14 protein-coding genes are annotated in these 15,509 nt (G+C 66.7%); 6 read left to right on the forward strand and 8 right to left on the reverse strand.

The features are described from left to right. Positions 1–32 precede the first annotated feature (32 nt). The 5 genes from LY44_RS00870 to LY44_RS00890 all read right to left on the reverse strand — a co-directional run bounded on the left by LY44_RS00870 (position 33) and on the right by LY44_RS00890 (position 6,770). On the reverse strand, positions 33–2,516 hold the full coding sequence (locus LY44_RS00870; RefSeq protein WP_055212398.1) for a DUF3772 domain-containing protein: 2,484 nt from the start codon (positions 2,514–2,516) through the stop codon (positions 33–35). Beyond that, positions 2,513–3,541: a cysteine synthase A gene (locus LY44_RS00875; RefSeq protein WP_055212396.1), complete on the reverse strand. Its 1,029-nt coding sequence runs from the start codon at positions 3,539–3,541 to the stop codon at positions 2,513–2,515. Before LY44_RS00875 ends, LY44_RS00870 begins: the two co-directional genes overlap by 4 nt. A gap of 64 nt (positions 3,542–3,605) precedes the next feature. Then, on the reverse strand, positions 3,606–4,748 hold the full coding sequence (locus tag LY44_RS00880) for an NUDIX domain-containing protein (RefSeq protein WP_065118420.1): 1,143 nt from the start codon (positions 4,746–4,748) through the stop codon (positions 3,606–3,608). Between the two features lie 27 nt (positions 4,749–4,775). Next, entirely contained in the window at positions 4,776–5,252 is a 477-nt protein-coding gene (locus LY44_RS00885) for a TrgA family protein (RefSeq protein WP_146707185.1), read from the reverse strand. A gap of 99 nt (positions 5,253–5,351) precedes the next feature. Then, positions 5,352–6,770 carry a cryptochrome/photolyase family protein gene (locus LY44_RS00890; protein ID WP_055212390.1) on the reverse strand — a complete coding sequence of 473 codons (1,419 nt, stop codon included), beginning with the start codon at positions 6,768–6,770 and terminating at the stop codon, positions 5,352–5,354. A 134-nt stretch (positions 6,771–6,904) separates the two neighbouring features. Between LY44_RS00890 and LY44_RS00895 the strand changes: the two genes are divergently transcribed. The 5 genes from LY44_RS00895 to LY44_RS00915 all read left to right on the forward strand — a co-directional run bounded on the left by LY44_RS00895 (position 6,905) and on the right by LY44_RS00915 (position 11,786). Further along, the gene (locus LY44_RS00895) at positions 6,905–7,957 is read left to right on the forward strand and encodes an ABC transporter substrate-binding protein (RefSeq protein WP_055212388.1); all 1,053 of its coding nucleotides are present in this window, start codon (positions 6,905–6,907) and stop codon (positions 7,955–7,957) included. Between the two features lie 108 nt (positions 7,958–8,065). Then, a complete protein-coding gene (locus tag LY44_RS00900; RefSeq protein ID WP_055212386.1) occupies positions 8,066–9,094 on the forward strand; it encodes an N-acetylneuraminate synthase family protein in 1,029 nt (342 codons plus the stop codon). Between the two features lie 29 nt (positions 9,095–9,123). After that, entirely contained in the window at positions 9,124–9,828 is a 705-nt protein-coding gene (locus tag LY44_RS00905; protein ID WP_160320026.1) for a glycosyltransferase family 25 protein, read from the forward strand. A 5-nt stretch (positions 9,829–9,833) separates the two neighbouring features. Beyond that, entirely contained in the window at positions 9,834–10,601 is a 768-nt protein-coding gene (locus LY44_RS00910; RefSeq protein ID WP_055212382.1) for a glycosyltransferase family 25 protein, read from the forward strand. 42 nt (positions 10,602–10,643) lie between these two features. Next, the gene (locus LY44_RS00915; RefSeq protein ID WP_055212380.1) at positions 10,644–11,786 is read left to right on the forward strand and encodes a rhamnan synthesis F family protein; all 1,143 of its coding nucleotides are present in this window, start codon (positions 10,644–10,646) and stop codon (positions 11,784–11,786) included. A gap of 5 nt (positions 11,787–11,791) precedes the next feature. On the opposite strand, the gene LY44_RS00920 is transcribed toward LY44_RS00915, so the two are convergent. After that, complete coding sequence (locus LY44_RS00920; protein WP_055212378.1) at positions 11,792–12,550, reverse strand: hypothetical protein; 759 nt, start codon at positions 12,548–12,550, stop codon at positions 11,792–11,794. 101 nt (positions 12,551–12,651) lie between these two features. Here LY44_RS00920 and neuC point away from each other — a divergent pair, with 101 nt between their 5' ends. After that, positions 12,652–13,773, forward strand: coding sequence for a UDP-N-acetylglucosamine 2-epimerase (gene neuC, locus LY44_RS00925; protein ID WP_055212376.1), 1,122 nt, complete (start codon positions 12,652–12,654; stop codon positions 13,771–13,773). A gap of 2 nt (positions 13,774–13,775) precedes the next feature. Here the strand turns inward: neuC and LY44_RS00930 are convergent, their stop codons facing one another. Both LY44_RS00930 and LY44_RS00935 read right to left on the reverse strand, forming a co-directional pair. Continuing rightward, entirely contained in the window at positions 13,776–14,723 is a 948-nt protein-coding gene (locus LY44_RS00930) for a Gfo/Idh/MocA family protein (RefSeq protein WP_055212374.1), read from the reverse strand. Continuing rightward, positions 14,717–15,508 carry an SDR family NAD(P)-dependent oxidoreductase gene (locus LY44_RS00935; protein WP_055212372.1) on the reverse strand — a complete coding sequence of 264 codons (792 nt, stop codon included), beginning with the start codon at positions 15,506–15,508 and terminating at the stop codon, positions 14,717–14,719. Before LY44_RS00935 ends, LY44_RS00930 begins: the two co-directional genes overlap by 7 nt. Position 15,509 lies beyond the last annotated feature (1 nt).

Consider the following 15,509-nt stretch of genomic DNA (forward strand, 5'->3'; position numbering starts at 1 on the left):
TCGCAAGGGGGGAGATCACCCGGAACACAGTCTCAGCGATCGTCGCCTTCCTCGGCGCCGTCGTTGTCCGAAAGCACCGAGATCCCCTCGCCCGGCTCGGGGCGCGCGGGCGCGGGCGCCGCCGCGATCGTGCCGTGGCCCACCACCATCTTCTCGACGGGCGGCACGTAATCCGACCGCAGCATCTCGGGGTTGCGGATCCAGACATCGCGCTGCGGGAAGGGAATCTCGATCCCCTCACGCGCAAACCGTTCCGCGATCTGGTGGTTCATCTCGGAATGCACCCGCAGCTTGAAGTTCACATCCGACAGGATCGCCCGGATCTCGAAATTCAGACTGTCCGCCCCGAAACCGGTAAAGACCGCAAACGGCGGCGGAGTCATCATCACCAGCGGATGCGCCTGGGCGATTTCCGCCAGCATCGCCTCGATCCGGCGGGTATCATTGCCGTAAGCCACCCCCACCGGCACGATCAGCCGACCCGTCTTGTTGCCCCGCGTCCAGTTCGTCACCGCGCCCGAAATCAGATCCGCATTCGGCACGATCACATCGGTGCGGTCGAAAGTCTCGATGATCGTCGCGCGCACCGAGATGTTCTTGACGATGCCCTGACGGCCGCCGACCTCGATCCAGTCGCCTTCGGAAATCGGCCGCTCGACCAGCAGGATGATGCCCGAGACGAAGTTCTGCACGATCGTCTGCAGACCGAAACCGATGCCGACCGAGAGCGCCCCGGCAACGATCGCCAGCGACGAGAGGTCGATCCCGGCGGTCGAAATCGCGATCAGCGCAGCGAGCAGGATGCCGACATAGCCCAGCCCCGAGACGATGGCGTTCTGGCCGCCCTTGTCGATCGTCGTGCGCGGCAGGATCGAGGCCTTGAGCGCGCCCTGAAAGATCCGCGTCAGCGTATAGCCGATGGTGAAGACGACGGCGAAGGTGATGAAAGAGGTCGGCGAAATCCGCACGCCGCCCACCGCGATCCCGGCCTGGAACGAGGTCCAGAGCTCGACCAGATCCTCGACCCGCGCGCCCCAGATCAGCGCCAGAACCGGGATCGAGGCCAGCGAGAGCAGGAACCCGCCCAGCACCGGCAAGAGCGCGTCGCGCCGCGCCTCGGGGCCGGAAACGGTGACGTAAAGCTCGGCCAGGAAACTTTGCAGCGTGATCACCAGCGCCAGCAGCCCAAGCGTCTGCACGGCGGGCCAGATCAGCGCATTGGCGGCGCTGACATAGCCCACCACGCCAAGCACCGGCCCCGCCACCGCGATCAGCAAAAGCGCATTGCCCAGCCAGCGCAGCAGGCCCAGCCGGAAGGCGCCGTCCTCTTCCTCGGCCAGGATCGCGCCATTGCCCTGACGGCGCAACAGCTGCCCCATGCGGAACAAGGCCAGCGCGGCGAAGACCTGCAGCGGCACCTGCAACACCGAAAGCGCCGCATCGGCCCGGGCCGCCACATCCGCCGCGCGTTCGGATCCAAGCTCGCCCGCACCGCCCAGAAAATCCTCGGCCCGGGGCGCGACCCACATTTCGATCAGCCGGTAAGCCATGAAGGCCAGACCCAGCATCAGCGCATAGACCCGCCCCTCGGCGCCCGGGGTGATCACCCCCTCGCCCGCTTGCGGCGGAAAGACCCGCGTGCCAAGCCAGCGCGCCGACAGCACGACGAACAGCATCCCCGGCGCCAGCAGGTAAAGCGAGGACAGGATCGGCCCGAAGAGCGCGGTCTTGTCGAGCGCCGTCGTCGCCATCACCGCCCCCGCCGTGGGCAGAAGCACCTGCCCGAAGCTGACGATGCCGGAAATCAGATTGCGCCCGCGCATCGCGGTTTTCGTCAAAAGCCAGCGCGTCAGCCGCGTCATCCAGGCCCCGCCCCGCGCCAAGAGCAAAAGCGCGCCAAGGATCAGACCGATGATCAGGGGGGCATTGTCGCGCGCCGTCTCGTAATTCACCGGCTGGGTGAAGCGCCAATGGGTTTCCTCATAGATCCACTCGCCCATCCAGCGCAGAAGCGAGGCCCCCGCAGGCCAGTTCACCGGATTGGCCACCGAGGGCGAAAGGCGCAGCAGCTTGTCCGCCTGCCGTTCGCGGATCAGCTTGTCGATGGCCCGGATGATCGCATCCGAGCGGCTTGCGGCCTCGGCCGCCGAAATCCCCGGCGTCTGCAGTTTCGACAGTTTCGCGGTCAGATCCTCGCGGCGCTTGGCGATCAGCGGATCTTCGGACGTGCCCTCGGCGGGCAGCGGCCCGAGCGCGGCGATCTGGCTTTTCAGCGTCTCGATCTGGCTGGCGTTGGTATCCTGCGCCGCGGTGAAGGTGGTGCGCCATTTCACCATCTCGGCGCGCATGTCCGAAAGTCGCGCGTCGGAAATCTCGCCCTTGGCGACGGCTTCCTCGACCTGCGAGGAAGCCTTGCCGAAGGCCTTGTAATTCGGTTCGGCATCGTCCTGCGCCGCGACGGGCAGCGCAAGGAGCAGCGTCAGCAGCAGGACGCGCAGCAAGACGCGGGCGATCATCCCTCGAACACCTCCGGCACGGTCTGGCCGCGGCCATCCAGCCAGGCCGGCACCGGCAGGCCCTTGGCATGCAGGAACTCCGGGTTGAACAGCTTCGACATGTAGCGGGTGCCGTAGTCGCACAGCACGGTGACGATGGTGTGACCCGGCCCCATCGCGCGGGCCATGCGGATCGCCCCCGCGACATTGACCCCCGCAGAGCCGCCGACGCAGATGCCCTCTTCCGACAAAAGGTCAAAGACCACCGGCAGCGCCTCGGCATCGGGGATGTTGAAGCTCATGTCCGGGGTGAAGCCCTCGAGATTGGCGGTGATCCGGCCCTGCCCGATGCCCTCGGTGATCGAGCTGCCTTCGGATTTCAGCACCCCCGTGGTGTAGAAACTGTGCAGCGCCGCGCCGTCGGGGTCGGCGAGCGCGATCTTCACGCCCTTCGGCTGCAGCGCCAGACCCACCCCCGCCAGGGTTCCGCCCGAGCCCACGGCGCAGACGAAGCCGTCGACCTTGCCGCCGGTCTGGTCCCAGATCTCCGGGCCGGTGGTTTCCAGATGCGCCTGCCGGTTGGCGGTGTTGTCGAACTGGTTCGCCCAGACGACGCCATTCGGCTCGGTCTCGGCCAGAGCCGCGGCCAGACGGCCCGAGTAGCGGACATAGTTGTTCGGATTGGAATAGGGCGCCGCGGGCACCTGCACCAGTTCGGCGCCTGCCAGCCGCAGCATGTCCTTTTTCTCCTGGCTTTGGGTTTCCGGGATCACGATGACGGTGCGAAAGCCCATCGCCGCGCCGACCAGCGCCAGCCCGATGCCGGTATTGCCCGCCGTGCCCTCGACGATGGTGCCGCCCGGTTTCAGCGCGCCGCGCGCGATCGCGTCGCGGATGATGTACAGCGCCGCCCGGTCCTTGACCGACTGGCCCGGGTTCATGAATTCGGCCTTGGCGAGGATCTCGCAGCCGGTCAGTTCGGACGCCTTCTTCAGGCGGATCAGCGGCGTGTTGCCGATGGCGGCGGCCAGGTCCTTGCAGATCATGTCTCTCCCTCGTCCCGGGGCGTTGGGCCCGGTCGGGCAAGACTAAAGGGCAAGCGGGGGCGCCTCAAGCCCCGAGGGCGGTTTTGCGCAGCTCCTCGCGCAGACGTGCCAGCCAGAGCGCCAGGATCACAAGCGGCCCGGTCTCGATCTCGCCGCTGTCGATCAGCGCCATCATCGCGTCGAAAGGAATGCGGTGGCTGCGGATATCCTCGCCCTCCTCCTCCAGCCCGCCAAGGCCGGGGCCGGTCTCGGGCAGGTCGCACAGGCCGATGAAGCAATAGATATATTCGCTTTTCGCCCCCGGAGAGGGGTAATGCGCGGGCGCCGGGATCAGGCGGCCAAGGGTGATCCCCGCCTCCTCCCCGGCCTCGCGGCGGGCGGCCTCTTCGGGGGTCTCGCCCGCATCGACGCGGCCCGCGACGGTTTCCAGCGCCCAGGGGTTGGCATCGCCGCGCGCCAGGGGCCCGGTGCGGAACTGCTCGACCAGAAGCACGGTGTCGCGCACCGGATCATAGGGCAGCACCACCGTCGCATCGCCCGAAACGAAGGCGGCGCGGTCAAGCCTCTGGCTCATCCCCCCGTCGAAGCGGCGATGGCGCAGCCGATACTCCTCGAGGGCGAAGAATTTCGCATAGGGCGTGGTCAGGCTGTCGATCACCACATCGCCCGCGGCCGGGGTCCGGCGCAGGCTGGCCGGGCGCGGCTGCGCGGCCCGAAGCCGCGAGGCGGCGCGAACGCGGATCATCGGATAGCGGGCAAGCGCGGCCTCCGCCGGGATCTGCCCGCGCAAAGCCATCACCTCGGCCACGGCCAGCGTCGCCAGATCGCCCTTTTGCGCCGCCCAGTCGTCCAGCCGCCACAGCCGCCCCGGCGTCCAGCGCCGATCCTCGGGCAGATAGGCCAGCGCCGCGACCGGCCGCCCCGCGGCGTCGGTCACCGTCAGCAGCGCCTTGCGGTAGCCGATCTCGTACCAGTCAAGCACCTCTTCCTCGGCCGGGGTGATCTCTGCCAGCACGCCTTCGACCCCCGCGGGGCCGGGCACCAGCAGCGGATAGCCCAGTTCCGCGCCCGCCGCGTCGCAGGCATGGCGGACTTCGTAGCCCGCGGCCCGGGCCGGATGCAGCGCGGCAGACCGCCCCAGCACCGCCGCCAGAAGCGGCGGATGACCCAAGGTGCCGTAAAAGAAATAAATTTTGCTCAATGACATGCGCCCCGTCCGCGGTTGGGGCGCGGCCTAGTGCCAGCGTTTCCACGCCCATTCGGCCAGCATAGCGGAAAGCACCGCGCCGCAAAAGAGCGTGCCCAGCACATCAAGCCGCAGCGCCTCGGCGCCCAGCCGCATCCCCTGCGCCAGCACGTCCAGCAGCGCCTCGCTCGGGCTGTCATAGCGGCCGCGCGCCATTTCGCGCATCATCTGCAAGGCGCCCAGAAACACCATCGTCCAGAGCAAAAGATAGATCGCCGCATGCAGCCCGCGCTCGATCACCTTGATCCGGCCCCGGCCCGGGTTGCGCCCGATCACCCGCCAGCCCAGCAGCAGCCCGAACGAGGCCGCCATCAGCGCCAGCCCATGAACCGCCGTCCCCGGGGGCAGATTGCCGGGGATCAGCTCTGCGGTGAGGAAGCCCGTGGCCGCAAGACCAAGCGCCCCGAACAGCTTCGCCGTCGTGGGCAAGCTCATCTGGGTGTCACGAACGACGACTTTCTGCATCTCGCACCTCCGACCGACAGGCTTAACACTACCGGTTGATTGGTATCGCAAAGAAATATGGCCAAATCGGGATGCAATCGTGGCAGGGCCGGAGCCGGTCTAGCCCGTCTTCGGCCGCGCCGCATAGGCCGCCAGCGCCCGGTCCCGCCCCGCAGCCAGATCGATCAGCGGCACCGGCAAGGCGGCCCCCGGCGCCAGCGCCCAAGCTTTCGGCACGGCGGCAAAGAAATCCAGCGCGGTCTGCGGCGCGTGGCGGTTGCCCTCGGCCAGCCAGGCCCGGCGATAGGCGCCCTGGGCGTCGAATTTCTCCGCCTGAGACGCCGGATTGAAGACGCGGAAATACGGCGCGGCATCCGGGCCGCAGCCCGCAACCCATTGCCAGCCCATCGCATTCGCCGCCGGGTCATGATCGATCAGGCAGTCTTCGAACCAGCGCAGCCCGATGCGCCAATCGGTGAGCAGATGCTTGGTCAGATAGGACGCGACGATCATCCGCGCCCGGTTGTGCATCCGCCCGGTCACATACATCTCGCGCATCGCGGCATCGACGATCGGCTCGCCGGTCTGGCCGCGCCGCCAGCGTTCGGCCGCGGCACTGTCACCCGCCCAGGGAAAGGCGTCCCAATCCGGCCGCCAGTTCTCCGTGGCCAGGCGCGGGTAGTGGAACATCAGATGCCAGGCAAACTCGCGCCAGACCAGTTCCTTGAGGAAGGTCTCGGCCCCCGCCCGGCCTTCCGCCATCGCGCGGGCCCCGGCGTGCCAGATCACCCGGGGCGAGATTTCCCCCCAGGCCAGGTTTTCCGACAGCTCCGAGGTGGCCTGCTCGGCCAGAAAGTCCCGCCGCGCCTGATAGGTCTCGATGCCGTCGCGCAGGAACCGCTGCAGCCGGGCCTGTGCTGCCGCCTCGCCCACCCGGGCATATTTCGCCACGATCGCGCCGCCGCGCCGCATCGCCAGGCCCAGCCCCAGCGCCGACAGGCTTTCGCCGCGCAGGACCGGCCCGGGGCGCAGCGCGGTGACGGCGGGCAGCGGCGGCGCCACCGCCAGGCCCCGCACCGCGCGCCAGAACGGCGTGTAGACGCGATAGGGACCGCCCTGCCCGGTCTTCACCGCCCAGGGCGCAAACAGCAGCTGCCCGTCAAAAGAGCACAGCTCGCGCCCCTCGGCGCGCAGCGCGGCCTTGATGTCCGTGTCGCGCGCAATCGCCGCCGGGTCCAGATCGCGGCTCCACCAGACCGCCCCGGCGCCGCTTTCGGCCAGAACCGAGCGCAGCACCGAAAGCGCCGGGCCGCGGCGCAGCAAAAGCGGCACGCCACAGGCCGCAAGCGCCGGGGCAAAGGCCGCAAGCGCCTGTTCCAGCCGCCATTTCGGCGCCGCGCCATAGGCTTCGGCCAGCGGGTCGAGGATGAAAAGCGCCAGCACCGGCCGCCCCGAGGCAGCGGCGGCCGAGAGCATCGGATGGTCGCTCAGCCGGAAATCGCGGCGCAACCAGAGCAGGATCGGGGTTTCATCACGCATTCCCCCCAACTGGGGCCGCGGGGCCGGTTCGGCAAGGGGACACCGGGCCGCAAGGGCGGCGAAAGTTTCACTTGTTCGCACGCGGCACGCGGACTAGCGTTTCGGCAAATTCAATCTCAACGGGGAACGCCACCATGAAGAAATCATCGCTTCTGCTTGCCTCCGCCGCGGCTGCGCTTGCGCTGTCGCTGCCCGCGAAGGCGGGCGAGTCCAGCCTGCTGGTCTTTGACTGGGCCGGCTTCGAGGTCGAGGGCCTGTATCAGGCCTACAAGGACAAATACGGCGACGCGCCGACCTATTCCTTCTATGGCGATGACGACGAGGCCTATCAAAAGGTTGCTTCGGGCTTCAAGGCGGACGTCGCCCACCCCTGTTCGCAGATGGTGTCGAAATACCGCGATGCCGGGCTGATCGAACCCTGGGACCCGGCGAAAATCCCGGCGCTGGCCGACATCGACCCGAAATACCTCGATTCGCCGATCTTCAAGGATGACAAGGGCGTCTGGTTCATCCCGACCGACTGGGGCGCCGCCGCCATCGCCTACAACCCCGAGGAAGTCCCGGCCGAAGACGTCGCCTCGCTGCAGGTCTTCGTGAACCCGAAATATCAGGGCCGGATCTCGCTGCCGAATTCGTCCGATGACGTCTGGTCGCTGGCCTATCTGGCCACCGGCGTCACCGACTGGACCAAGGTCACCGACGCACAATTCGCCGCCGCTGCCGCCTGGCTGCGCGAGGCGCACAAGAACGTGCTCAGCTACTGGGCCGATCCGGCCGAACAGGCGCAGACCATGGCCTCGGGCGAGGTGCTGATCTCCTGGTCCTGGAACGACGGCGTCACCGCGCTGCGCAACGAAAACTATCCCGTCGCCTTCCAGCGCGAGGCCAAGGAAGGCTCGGCGACCTTCTTCTGCGGCTATGTGAACCTCAAGGACGGCCCCGGCGACGAGGCCCGCGCCTATGATTTCATCAATTCCTGGCTGCGCCCCGAATCCGCCCGCGCGCTTCTGGACAATATCGGTTACGGCCATTCCAGCCTGAAGGCGATGGAGACGATCCCGCTGGAAGAACAGGTCACCGCGGGCATCGGCCCGGTCAAGGCGCCGATCCTGCCGCAAGTGCCGAACGATCCGCAGCAGCGCGAAAAGCAGCTGGCCGAGTTCGAAAAGATCAAGGCCGGGTTCTGAGATCACGGCAAGGGCGCCTTCGGGCGCCCTTCGCCTTGGCCCCGCGGCTTGACGGTTGCGGCCCGGGGTTCTATCGCCAAGGGGCGACATCAGCGAAGGGGACAGGCCATGCAGATCGGAACGCGCAAGATCGGGCCGGAGCATCCGCCGCTGGTGATCGCGGAAATCGGCATCAACCATGGCGGCTCGCTGGCCGTGGCGAAGGAAATGGTGCGTCTGGCCGCAGCCTCGGGCTGCGAATGCGTCAAACATCAGACCCATATCCTCGAAGACGAGATGACCGACGAGGCGAAGCAGATCTTTCCGCCCAATGCCGATGTCTCGATCTGGGAGGTGATGGCGCGCTGTGCTTTGTCGCAAGACGACGAGATCGAGCTGAAGCGCTACACCGAAAGCCTTGGGATGATTTATCTGTCGACGCCGTTTTCGCGCGCGGCGGCGGAGTTTCTCGAAAGCATCGGCGTTTTGGCCTACAAGATCGGCTCGGGCGAGGCGGACAACCTGCCGCTCATTCGCCACATCGCGCGCTTTGGCAAGCCGGTGATCCTGTCGACGGGCATGCAGACGATCGAGAGCATCCGCGCGAGTGTCGAGATTTTGCAGGCCGCGGGGGTCGAGTTCGCGCTGCTGGAATGCACCAACCTCTATCCCAGCCCGCCCGAAATCGTGTCGCTGCGCGGGGTCAGGGATCTGCAGGACGCCTTCCCGGGCGTGCCGGTGGGTTTTTCCGACCACTCGATCGGGCCGGAAATGGCGCTGGCCTCGGTCGCGCTGGGCGCCTGCATCCTGGAGCGGCACTACACCGACACGCGCTATCGCGTGGGCCCCGACATCATCAATTCGATGGACCCGTCGGAGCTGCGCCATCTGGTTGATCGGTCAAAGGAAATCTGGATCGCCTCGCGCAACCCCAAGGAACGCACCGCGGCCGAGGAGCCGGTCTATCGCTTCGCCCGGGCGTCTGTCGTGGCGGATCGCGACCTGCCCGCAGGCCATCTGATCACCGAAGCCGACATCTGGGCCCGCCGCCCGGGCTCGGGCGAGATCGCGGGTTATGACTTCGACAAGGTGGTGGGCAAGCGCACCACCCGCGCCCTGCCCCGCAACACCCAGCTGAAATGGAGCGATCTGGCGTGATCCCGGGTCTCCAGACACGGGTGATCAACTTGGACCGTTCGCCGGATCGGCTTGCCCGTATTGCAACTGATCTTGACCAGATCGGGCTGGAGTGGCGCCGTCTGCGTGCGGTCGAACCGGATGCGGCAGGTGATACGGAACAATTTCTTTACAATCGCAACGCGGCGATGCAGTTTCACGGCATCGATATGACACTTGGCGAGATTGGCTGTTTCGCCAGCCATGTGCAGGCACTGAAAGAGTTTCTTGACGGCAACGCCGCAGCCTTGCTGGTGCTGGAAGACGATGCCCAACCCGATGCCGCCTTCGCTCAAGGACTGACGCAAAGCCTCGACACGCTCCGCAACCTCACGGACCTGCGCTGGTCCTGCGTGAACCTTGCGGCCGGTTATCACAAACGAAACCGCCCCCTCGCCCCCGTCGGGGACCGGATGCTGCTGCGTGCTTATTACTTTCCCATACTGACGGCGGGGCTGCTCTGGAGCCGAACCGGCGCGCAGTGCTTTCTGCGGCATGTCGCGACCGCGGGGGCCTGTCTGCCGGTGGATCAACAGCTGCGCCGCCATCTGGCGCAAACAGGGCTGGGGCTGGCCTTCGACCGCCCGCTGTTGCGGCTGCGCGCGGAAAAAAGCACGATCGACGACCGGCCTACAGCCCGGCGACAGCTTGCGCGGGTGCGGCGAAACCTGCCGAATTACCTGCATGCAGCCCTGCACCAACTGAGAAGGACCTGAGCATCATGGAGCCGGTCGTCCCAGTTCAGGTGATCTCGCTGGCCCGCGCGACGGCGCGGCAGGCGCAGGTGGCGCAGGAATTCGCCCGGATCGGGATGGCGTACACGATCTTCGAGGGGATCGACGGTGCCGCGCGTCAGGCCGAGTTGCTCGGCCGCACCGATCTGGCCGCCTGGCATCGCAACATGGGGGCGCCGATCTCGGCCGGGCATATGGGCTGCTATGCCTCGCATGTCGAGCTGTGGCGCCAGATTGCGCAAGACGGCCCCGAGATCGTGCTGATCTGCGAAGATGACGTCACCTTCACCGCGGACTTCCCGCAGGCGCTGGCGGCGGGGCTGGCGGCCAGCGACCGCTGGGACATCTTGCGGTTTTCCTGCATCCGCGCCAAGGGGCGGCTGCCGCAGGCGCAGCTTGGCGCCTTCACGCTGATGGCCTATTGGGGGCCCTTCACCGGCAACGGCTGCTATCTGATCAAGCGCGCGGTGGCGGCGCGGCTGGCCGCGCGCTTCTATCCGATCCGCCGCGCCCATGACCACGAGCTGAACCGCTTCTTCGACCATGACATCAGGCTGATGGGGCTTGAGCCCTTCACCGCGCCGCCGCGCGACCGGGGCGAAAGCTTCATCACCGGCACCGCCATGGCCGGGGCGAAGAAATTCCCGAAACGCAAGCGCCTGCCGCATTATCGGCAGAAGCTGGCGAATTACGCCCGGCGGCTGATCTGGCTGGCCCGCAAGGGGCTGCTTTCTTTCCGCCGCCCGAAAGGGTAAACGGGGCCCGGTTCAAGGTCGTTTTTCGAAGGAGTGTTCAGCATGGTCCCCGCCTGGAAAATCAAGCGCGAGCTGAACCGGATCAAGGATCAGATCCTGCAACTCCCCCGGACCCTTGCGTCGCTGCCCGGACGCCTGCGCGAACCCGCCCGCCGCAAGGCCTATCTGCGCGATTTCGACCGATTGACGAAACGCCATGCCGGGCGGCTGCCCATGGGCCAGAAGATCGCCATCTTCCTGATCTATCAGCCGCATGGCATTTCCCCCTCGGCGATTGCGACCTGCAACTGGCTGATTTCCGAGGGCTATGCGCCCTTCCTCGTGCTGAATTGCCCGGTGTCCGAGGCCGACCGGGACCGCCTGCTTGATCTGTGCTGGAGCCTGCTGGAACGGCCGAATTTCGGCTATGATTTCGGCGGTTATCAGGATGCGATCCGGCTTTTGAACCGCGAGGGTGCGCGCCCCGAACGGCTGATCGTGATGAACGACAGCATCTGGGCGCCGATGCGGACCGACCTGCTGGCGCAGCTCGAGACCGATTTCGCCGCGGTCGACATCTGCGGGCTGTTGCAGGACGAAAAGGTGATCCACGACACCAGCGGCGGGCGGCCCAGCACGCGCAGCCATGTCGAAAGCTATTTCTACCTGATCCGCCGCAGCGCCTGGGATCATCCGGCCTTTCAGGCGTTCTGGCGCGACTACCAGATGACCGATTACAAGCCGCATACGATCAAATTCGGCGAGATCGGCTTTTCGCGGCAGATGGCGGCGGCGGGGCTGAAGCTTGACGCGTTCTCGCGTCGCGAAGCGTTCCTGCAGCTTCTGCGCGAGAAGGACGATGCCTTCCTGCGCCAGACCCTGAAATATGCCGCCTATGCCGATGCCGACCGGATCAAGGCGGCGCGACGCATCGCGGCGCTCGACCCGGCCAGCCCCGGCTGGCGCGCGGCGGTGCTTGACCACATCCGCCGCACGGTGAACCGCAAGCGCTTCAACGCCTCGTTCCCCTTTGCCAATGATCATATCTTCGGCACCGCCTTCCTGAAGAAAAGCGGCGAGCCGATTTTTGCGAACATGCGCGCCGCCTATCTGCGCGCGCTGGAAGATGGCGCGGTGGCCGAGCCCCCGGCCGAAATCCGCGCCGAGATCGCGGCGATGGTCGCACAAGCGCGCAGCCGTCGCTGACCGGCTCAGTTTCCGCCGTAGCGCAGCCAGTAATCCCGCATCCAGCCCACCGGGCCGCGGCCGATATTGGGCAGCTCGCCCCACCAGCCCTTGCGGATCAGATCGAGCGGCCGCGGTCGGCCATGGAAGGCCAGAACCTTGGCGCTGGCGGGCGGGCGCCGCACCGGCAGCACCGCCCCCAAAAGCGCCGGCGGGCGCAGGTGGCGCTTGAAGCTGATCACCCAGTCGGCGGGCCAGCAGGTGACGGAATGCGCGAAAGCCGCGACGCAATTCTGTTCCAGCCCGAAACGATGCGCATGGCCGTTGCGATCCTCGTTGAAGCGCTCGAAGATCTGCGGCTCGGCGCCCAGGGTGAAGGCGAACAGGCAGGTGCCCGGCTCCTCGGGGCCCTTGCCCGCCCGCGGCTTCCAGTTCGCGCCCATATCGGTGGCGATGAAGGGGGCGGGATGGTCAAAGAAGGGCGTCAGATCCGACAGGATCATCATGTCGAGATCGATGAACAGCGCCCGGCCGCGCAGCCCGTAAAGATCGCGCTGAAACACCCCGATCTTCGGCCAGCCGCCGATCTGCCACAGATCGGGGCGCAGACCGAAATCGGGCACCGGGAAACATTCGACCCCCGGATCGATCCCGGTCGCATCATCGGTCAGGCAGACGAAGCGGAACGGCCCCGGCAGATGCGCCCGCACGGCGTTGTAAAGCACGTTGACGTAATCGGGGCCGTAAAGCGTCCCCCATTTCATGCACAGAACGACGCGATCCATCGCGCTCTCCCCCTCGCAGCCTTTTGCCGCATTATAACCCTTCCGCCGGGGGCACAAGCAATGTAATGGCGACCCGAACAGCGCAGGAGAGAAAGCCCGGAATGACCCGCGAAATCCTCTTCGTCACCGGCACCCGTGCCGATTTCGGAAAGATCGAACCGCTGGCGCTGGCCGCCCGCGATGCCGGGCTCAAGGTGTCGTTTCTGGTCACCGGCATGCATATGCTCGACCGCTACGGCCTGACCAAGATCGAGGTGCACCGGGTGCAGGGCGCCACCGTGCATGAATTCCTCAACCAGCGCGAGGGCGACCCGCAGGACACGATCCTCGCAAAGTCAATCATCGGCTTTTCCGACATCTTCGCCGAATTGCGCCCCGATCTGGTGGTGTTTCACGGCGACCGGATCGAGGCTTTGGCCTGCGCGCTCGTCTGTGCCACGAATTACATCCGCTCGGCCCATATCGAGGGCGGCGAGGTCTCGGGCACGATCGACGAGGTGTTCCGGCATTGCAACACCAAGCTGGCCGCCTGTCATTTCGTCTCCTCCGAGGCGGCGGCGAAGCGGGTGATGACGCTGGGCGAACCGGCCGAAAAGATCCATGTCATCGGCTCACCGGAACTCGATTTCCACGCCCGGCCCTCGGGCGTCACCCTGCCCGAGGTGCTAGAGCGGTATGACATTCCGTTTGACGATTACGGGGTGACCTTGTTCCATCCGGTGACGTCCGAGGCCGCGACGATGGGGCGGCAGGCGGCAGATCTGTTTGGCGCGCTTGACGCCTCGGGGCGGAATTTCGTCGTCATCGCGCCGAACAACGATCCGGGCTCGCGCGAGATCTTTGCCGTGCTGGAACAGCTGCCGCGGGAGCGGTTCCGGCGGATCCCCTCGATGCGGTTTGCGCATTTTTCCGAGCTGATGAAACACGCCGCCTGCCTGGTCGGCAATTCGAGCGCCGGGGTGCGCGAGGCGCCGTTTCTGGGCATCCCCTCGCTCGATATCGGCACGCGGCAGACGAACCGGGCCGAGGCGCCGTCGCTGTTTTCCGCCGATGCGGCGGAGCGGGACAAGATCGGCGATTTTCTGGCCCGCGAATGGGGCAAGCGCTATCCGCCCCACACCGCCTTTGGCGAGGGCCGGGCGGCGGAGCGGTTCATCGAAGTGCTGGCCGACGAAGGCTTCTGGCAGGGCGGGCTGCAGAAGACCTTCGCCGATCACGGCTGAGCTCAGCCCATCTCCGTCGCGACCTGTCCGGTGAACTGCCGGGCGGACCAGGCGCTCGCCACCATCTCGTTCACCGGGCGCATAGTGGTGAAGCGCGGCGCGAGCGGGGACAGATCCGCCCCCGGGCCCTCAGTGACCAGCCGCAGGAAGTCGCGCATCGCGGCCAGAAACATGTCATTGCGTTCAAAGACGTAAGACTGGCTGGTGCGCCGTCCGGGGGTCTGGAACGTGATCTCGGGGGTCAGGAAATCGACCTCGATCAGGCGTTTCAATCCGACCAATCGCGCGCGGCGGATGAAGACCGGCGAGAGGTAATCCATCGCGACGGTGCCGACCGGCCCGCCTTCAGACGCAAGCATCAAGGTGGTGGCGAAATCGACGCCGGGGAACGACGGATGGCCCAGGCTTTCGGCCCGTGCGAGCGTCAGGCCGGGGAAAAGCACCATCGCCAGATCGACCTCGTGCGAGAGGTCGAGGAGCACCCCGCCGCCTTCGGGCCGCGCGGCGTAGCTGTCGGCGAAGCGCCAGTTCGCCCGCCATTGCCGCACGTCATGGCCGATCTCGAAGGAAAAGCGGTAGATGTCGGAGAGGTCTTCGGCGGCGAGCGCCCGCAGCGCCGGGTTGTAGCGCATCATGAAGCCGATCAGGCTGCGATCCGCGACCGGCGCGGCGGCGGCGTAGATCGCCGCCACCTGGTCGGGCGTGTAGGCCAAGGGCTTTTCGACGTAAAAGGGCAGGCCCATCTTCGCGCAGGTCTCGATCAGCTCGAGCCGGATCTGGGTTTCGGTGGCGATCACCACGCCATCCAGATCGGTCCGCGCCGCGAAGGCTTCGGCATCGAAGCTGCGCCAGGGCAGATGCGAGACGGTGCAACCCAGCGTCGTCAGGTTGGCCGCATGCCGCCGCCCGATCGAGCCCGCGCCGATGACGGCGATATGCGCGCTTACCACGCCGAGAACCCGCCATCGACATTGACCAGCTGCCCGGTCATGTAGCCCGCCCCCGCCGAACACAGAAACAGCATCGCATCGGCGATTTCATCCGGTTTCGCCATCCGGTTCAGCATGATCAGCTCGCCGACGCGGCGCTGGAATTCCTCGGAATGGTTGTTGAAGACCGCACCGGGGGCGATGGTGTTGACGGTGGCGCCGCGCGGCGCCCAGTAGCCCGCCAGCCAGACCGTCAGCCCGTGGATGCCCGCCTTGGTCACGCCGTAAGCCGAGAAATTCTTGAACGGCATGCCGTCATAGATCGGGTGATGGGCACCGTTGAGCGCATACATCGACGCCACGTTGATCAGCGCTGCGGGCCAGCGGCCGACGATGTCGCGATCCATCTGCCGCGCCACCATGAAGGCGCCGGTGAGGTTGGTGCGGAGCGTGCGTTCGAAATCGGCCACGCTCGTATCGGCGAAATCGGGGAAGGGCTTGCCCGCGCCCATCAGCATCTCGCCGGTGATCGCGGCATTGTTCAGCACCACGTTCGGCTCCCAGCCGTCGGCCAGAACGCGTTTGAAAATCTCGGTCACCTGGGCCTCGTCGCCCACGTCGAGATCGTAGAAGCGGAAGGCCTCGTTGCCCGCATGGGCGGCCTGCAGCGCCTCGGCCCGATGGCCCGGCAGGTCGGTCGCGACGACGCGGGCGCCCTGCTCCAGCATCCGGCGCACATAGGTCGAGCCCAGCACGCCGCCCGAGCCGGTGATGAAGATGGTGCGGCCGGTCAGTTGTTTCGTCATC

The organism is Rhodobacter capsulatus, from assembly GCF_003254295.1.
Lineage (GTDB): Bacteria > Pseudomonadota > Alphaproteobacteria > Rhodobacterales > Rhodobacteraceae > Rhodobacter > Rhodobacter capsulatus.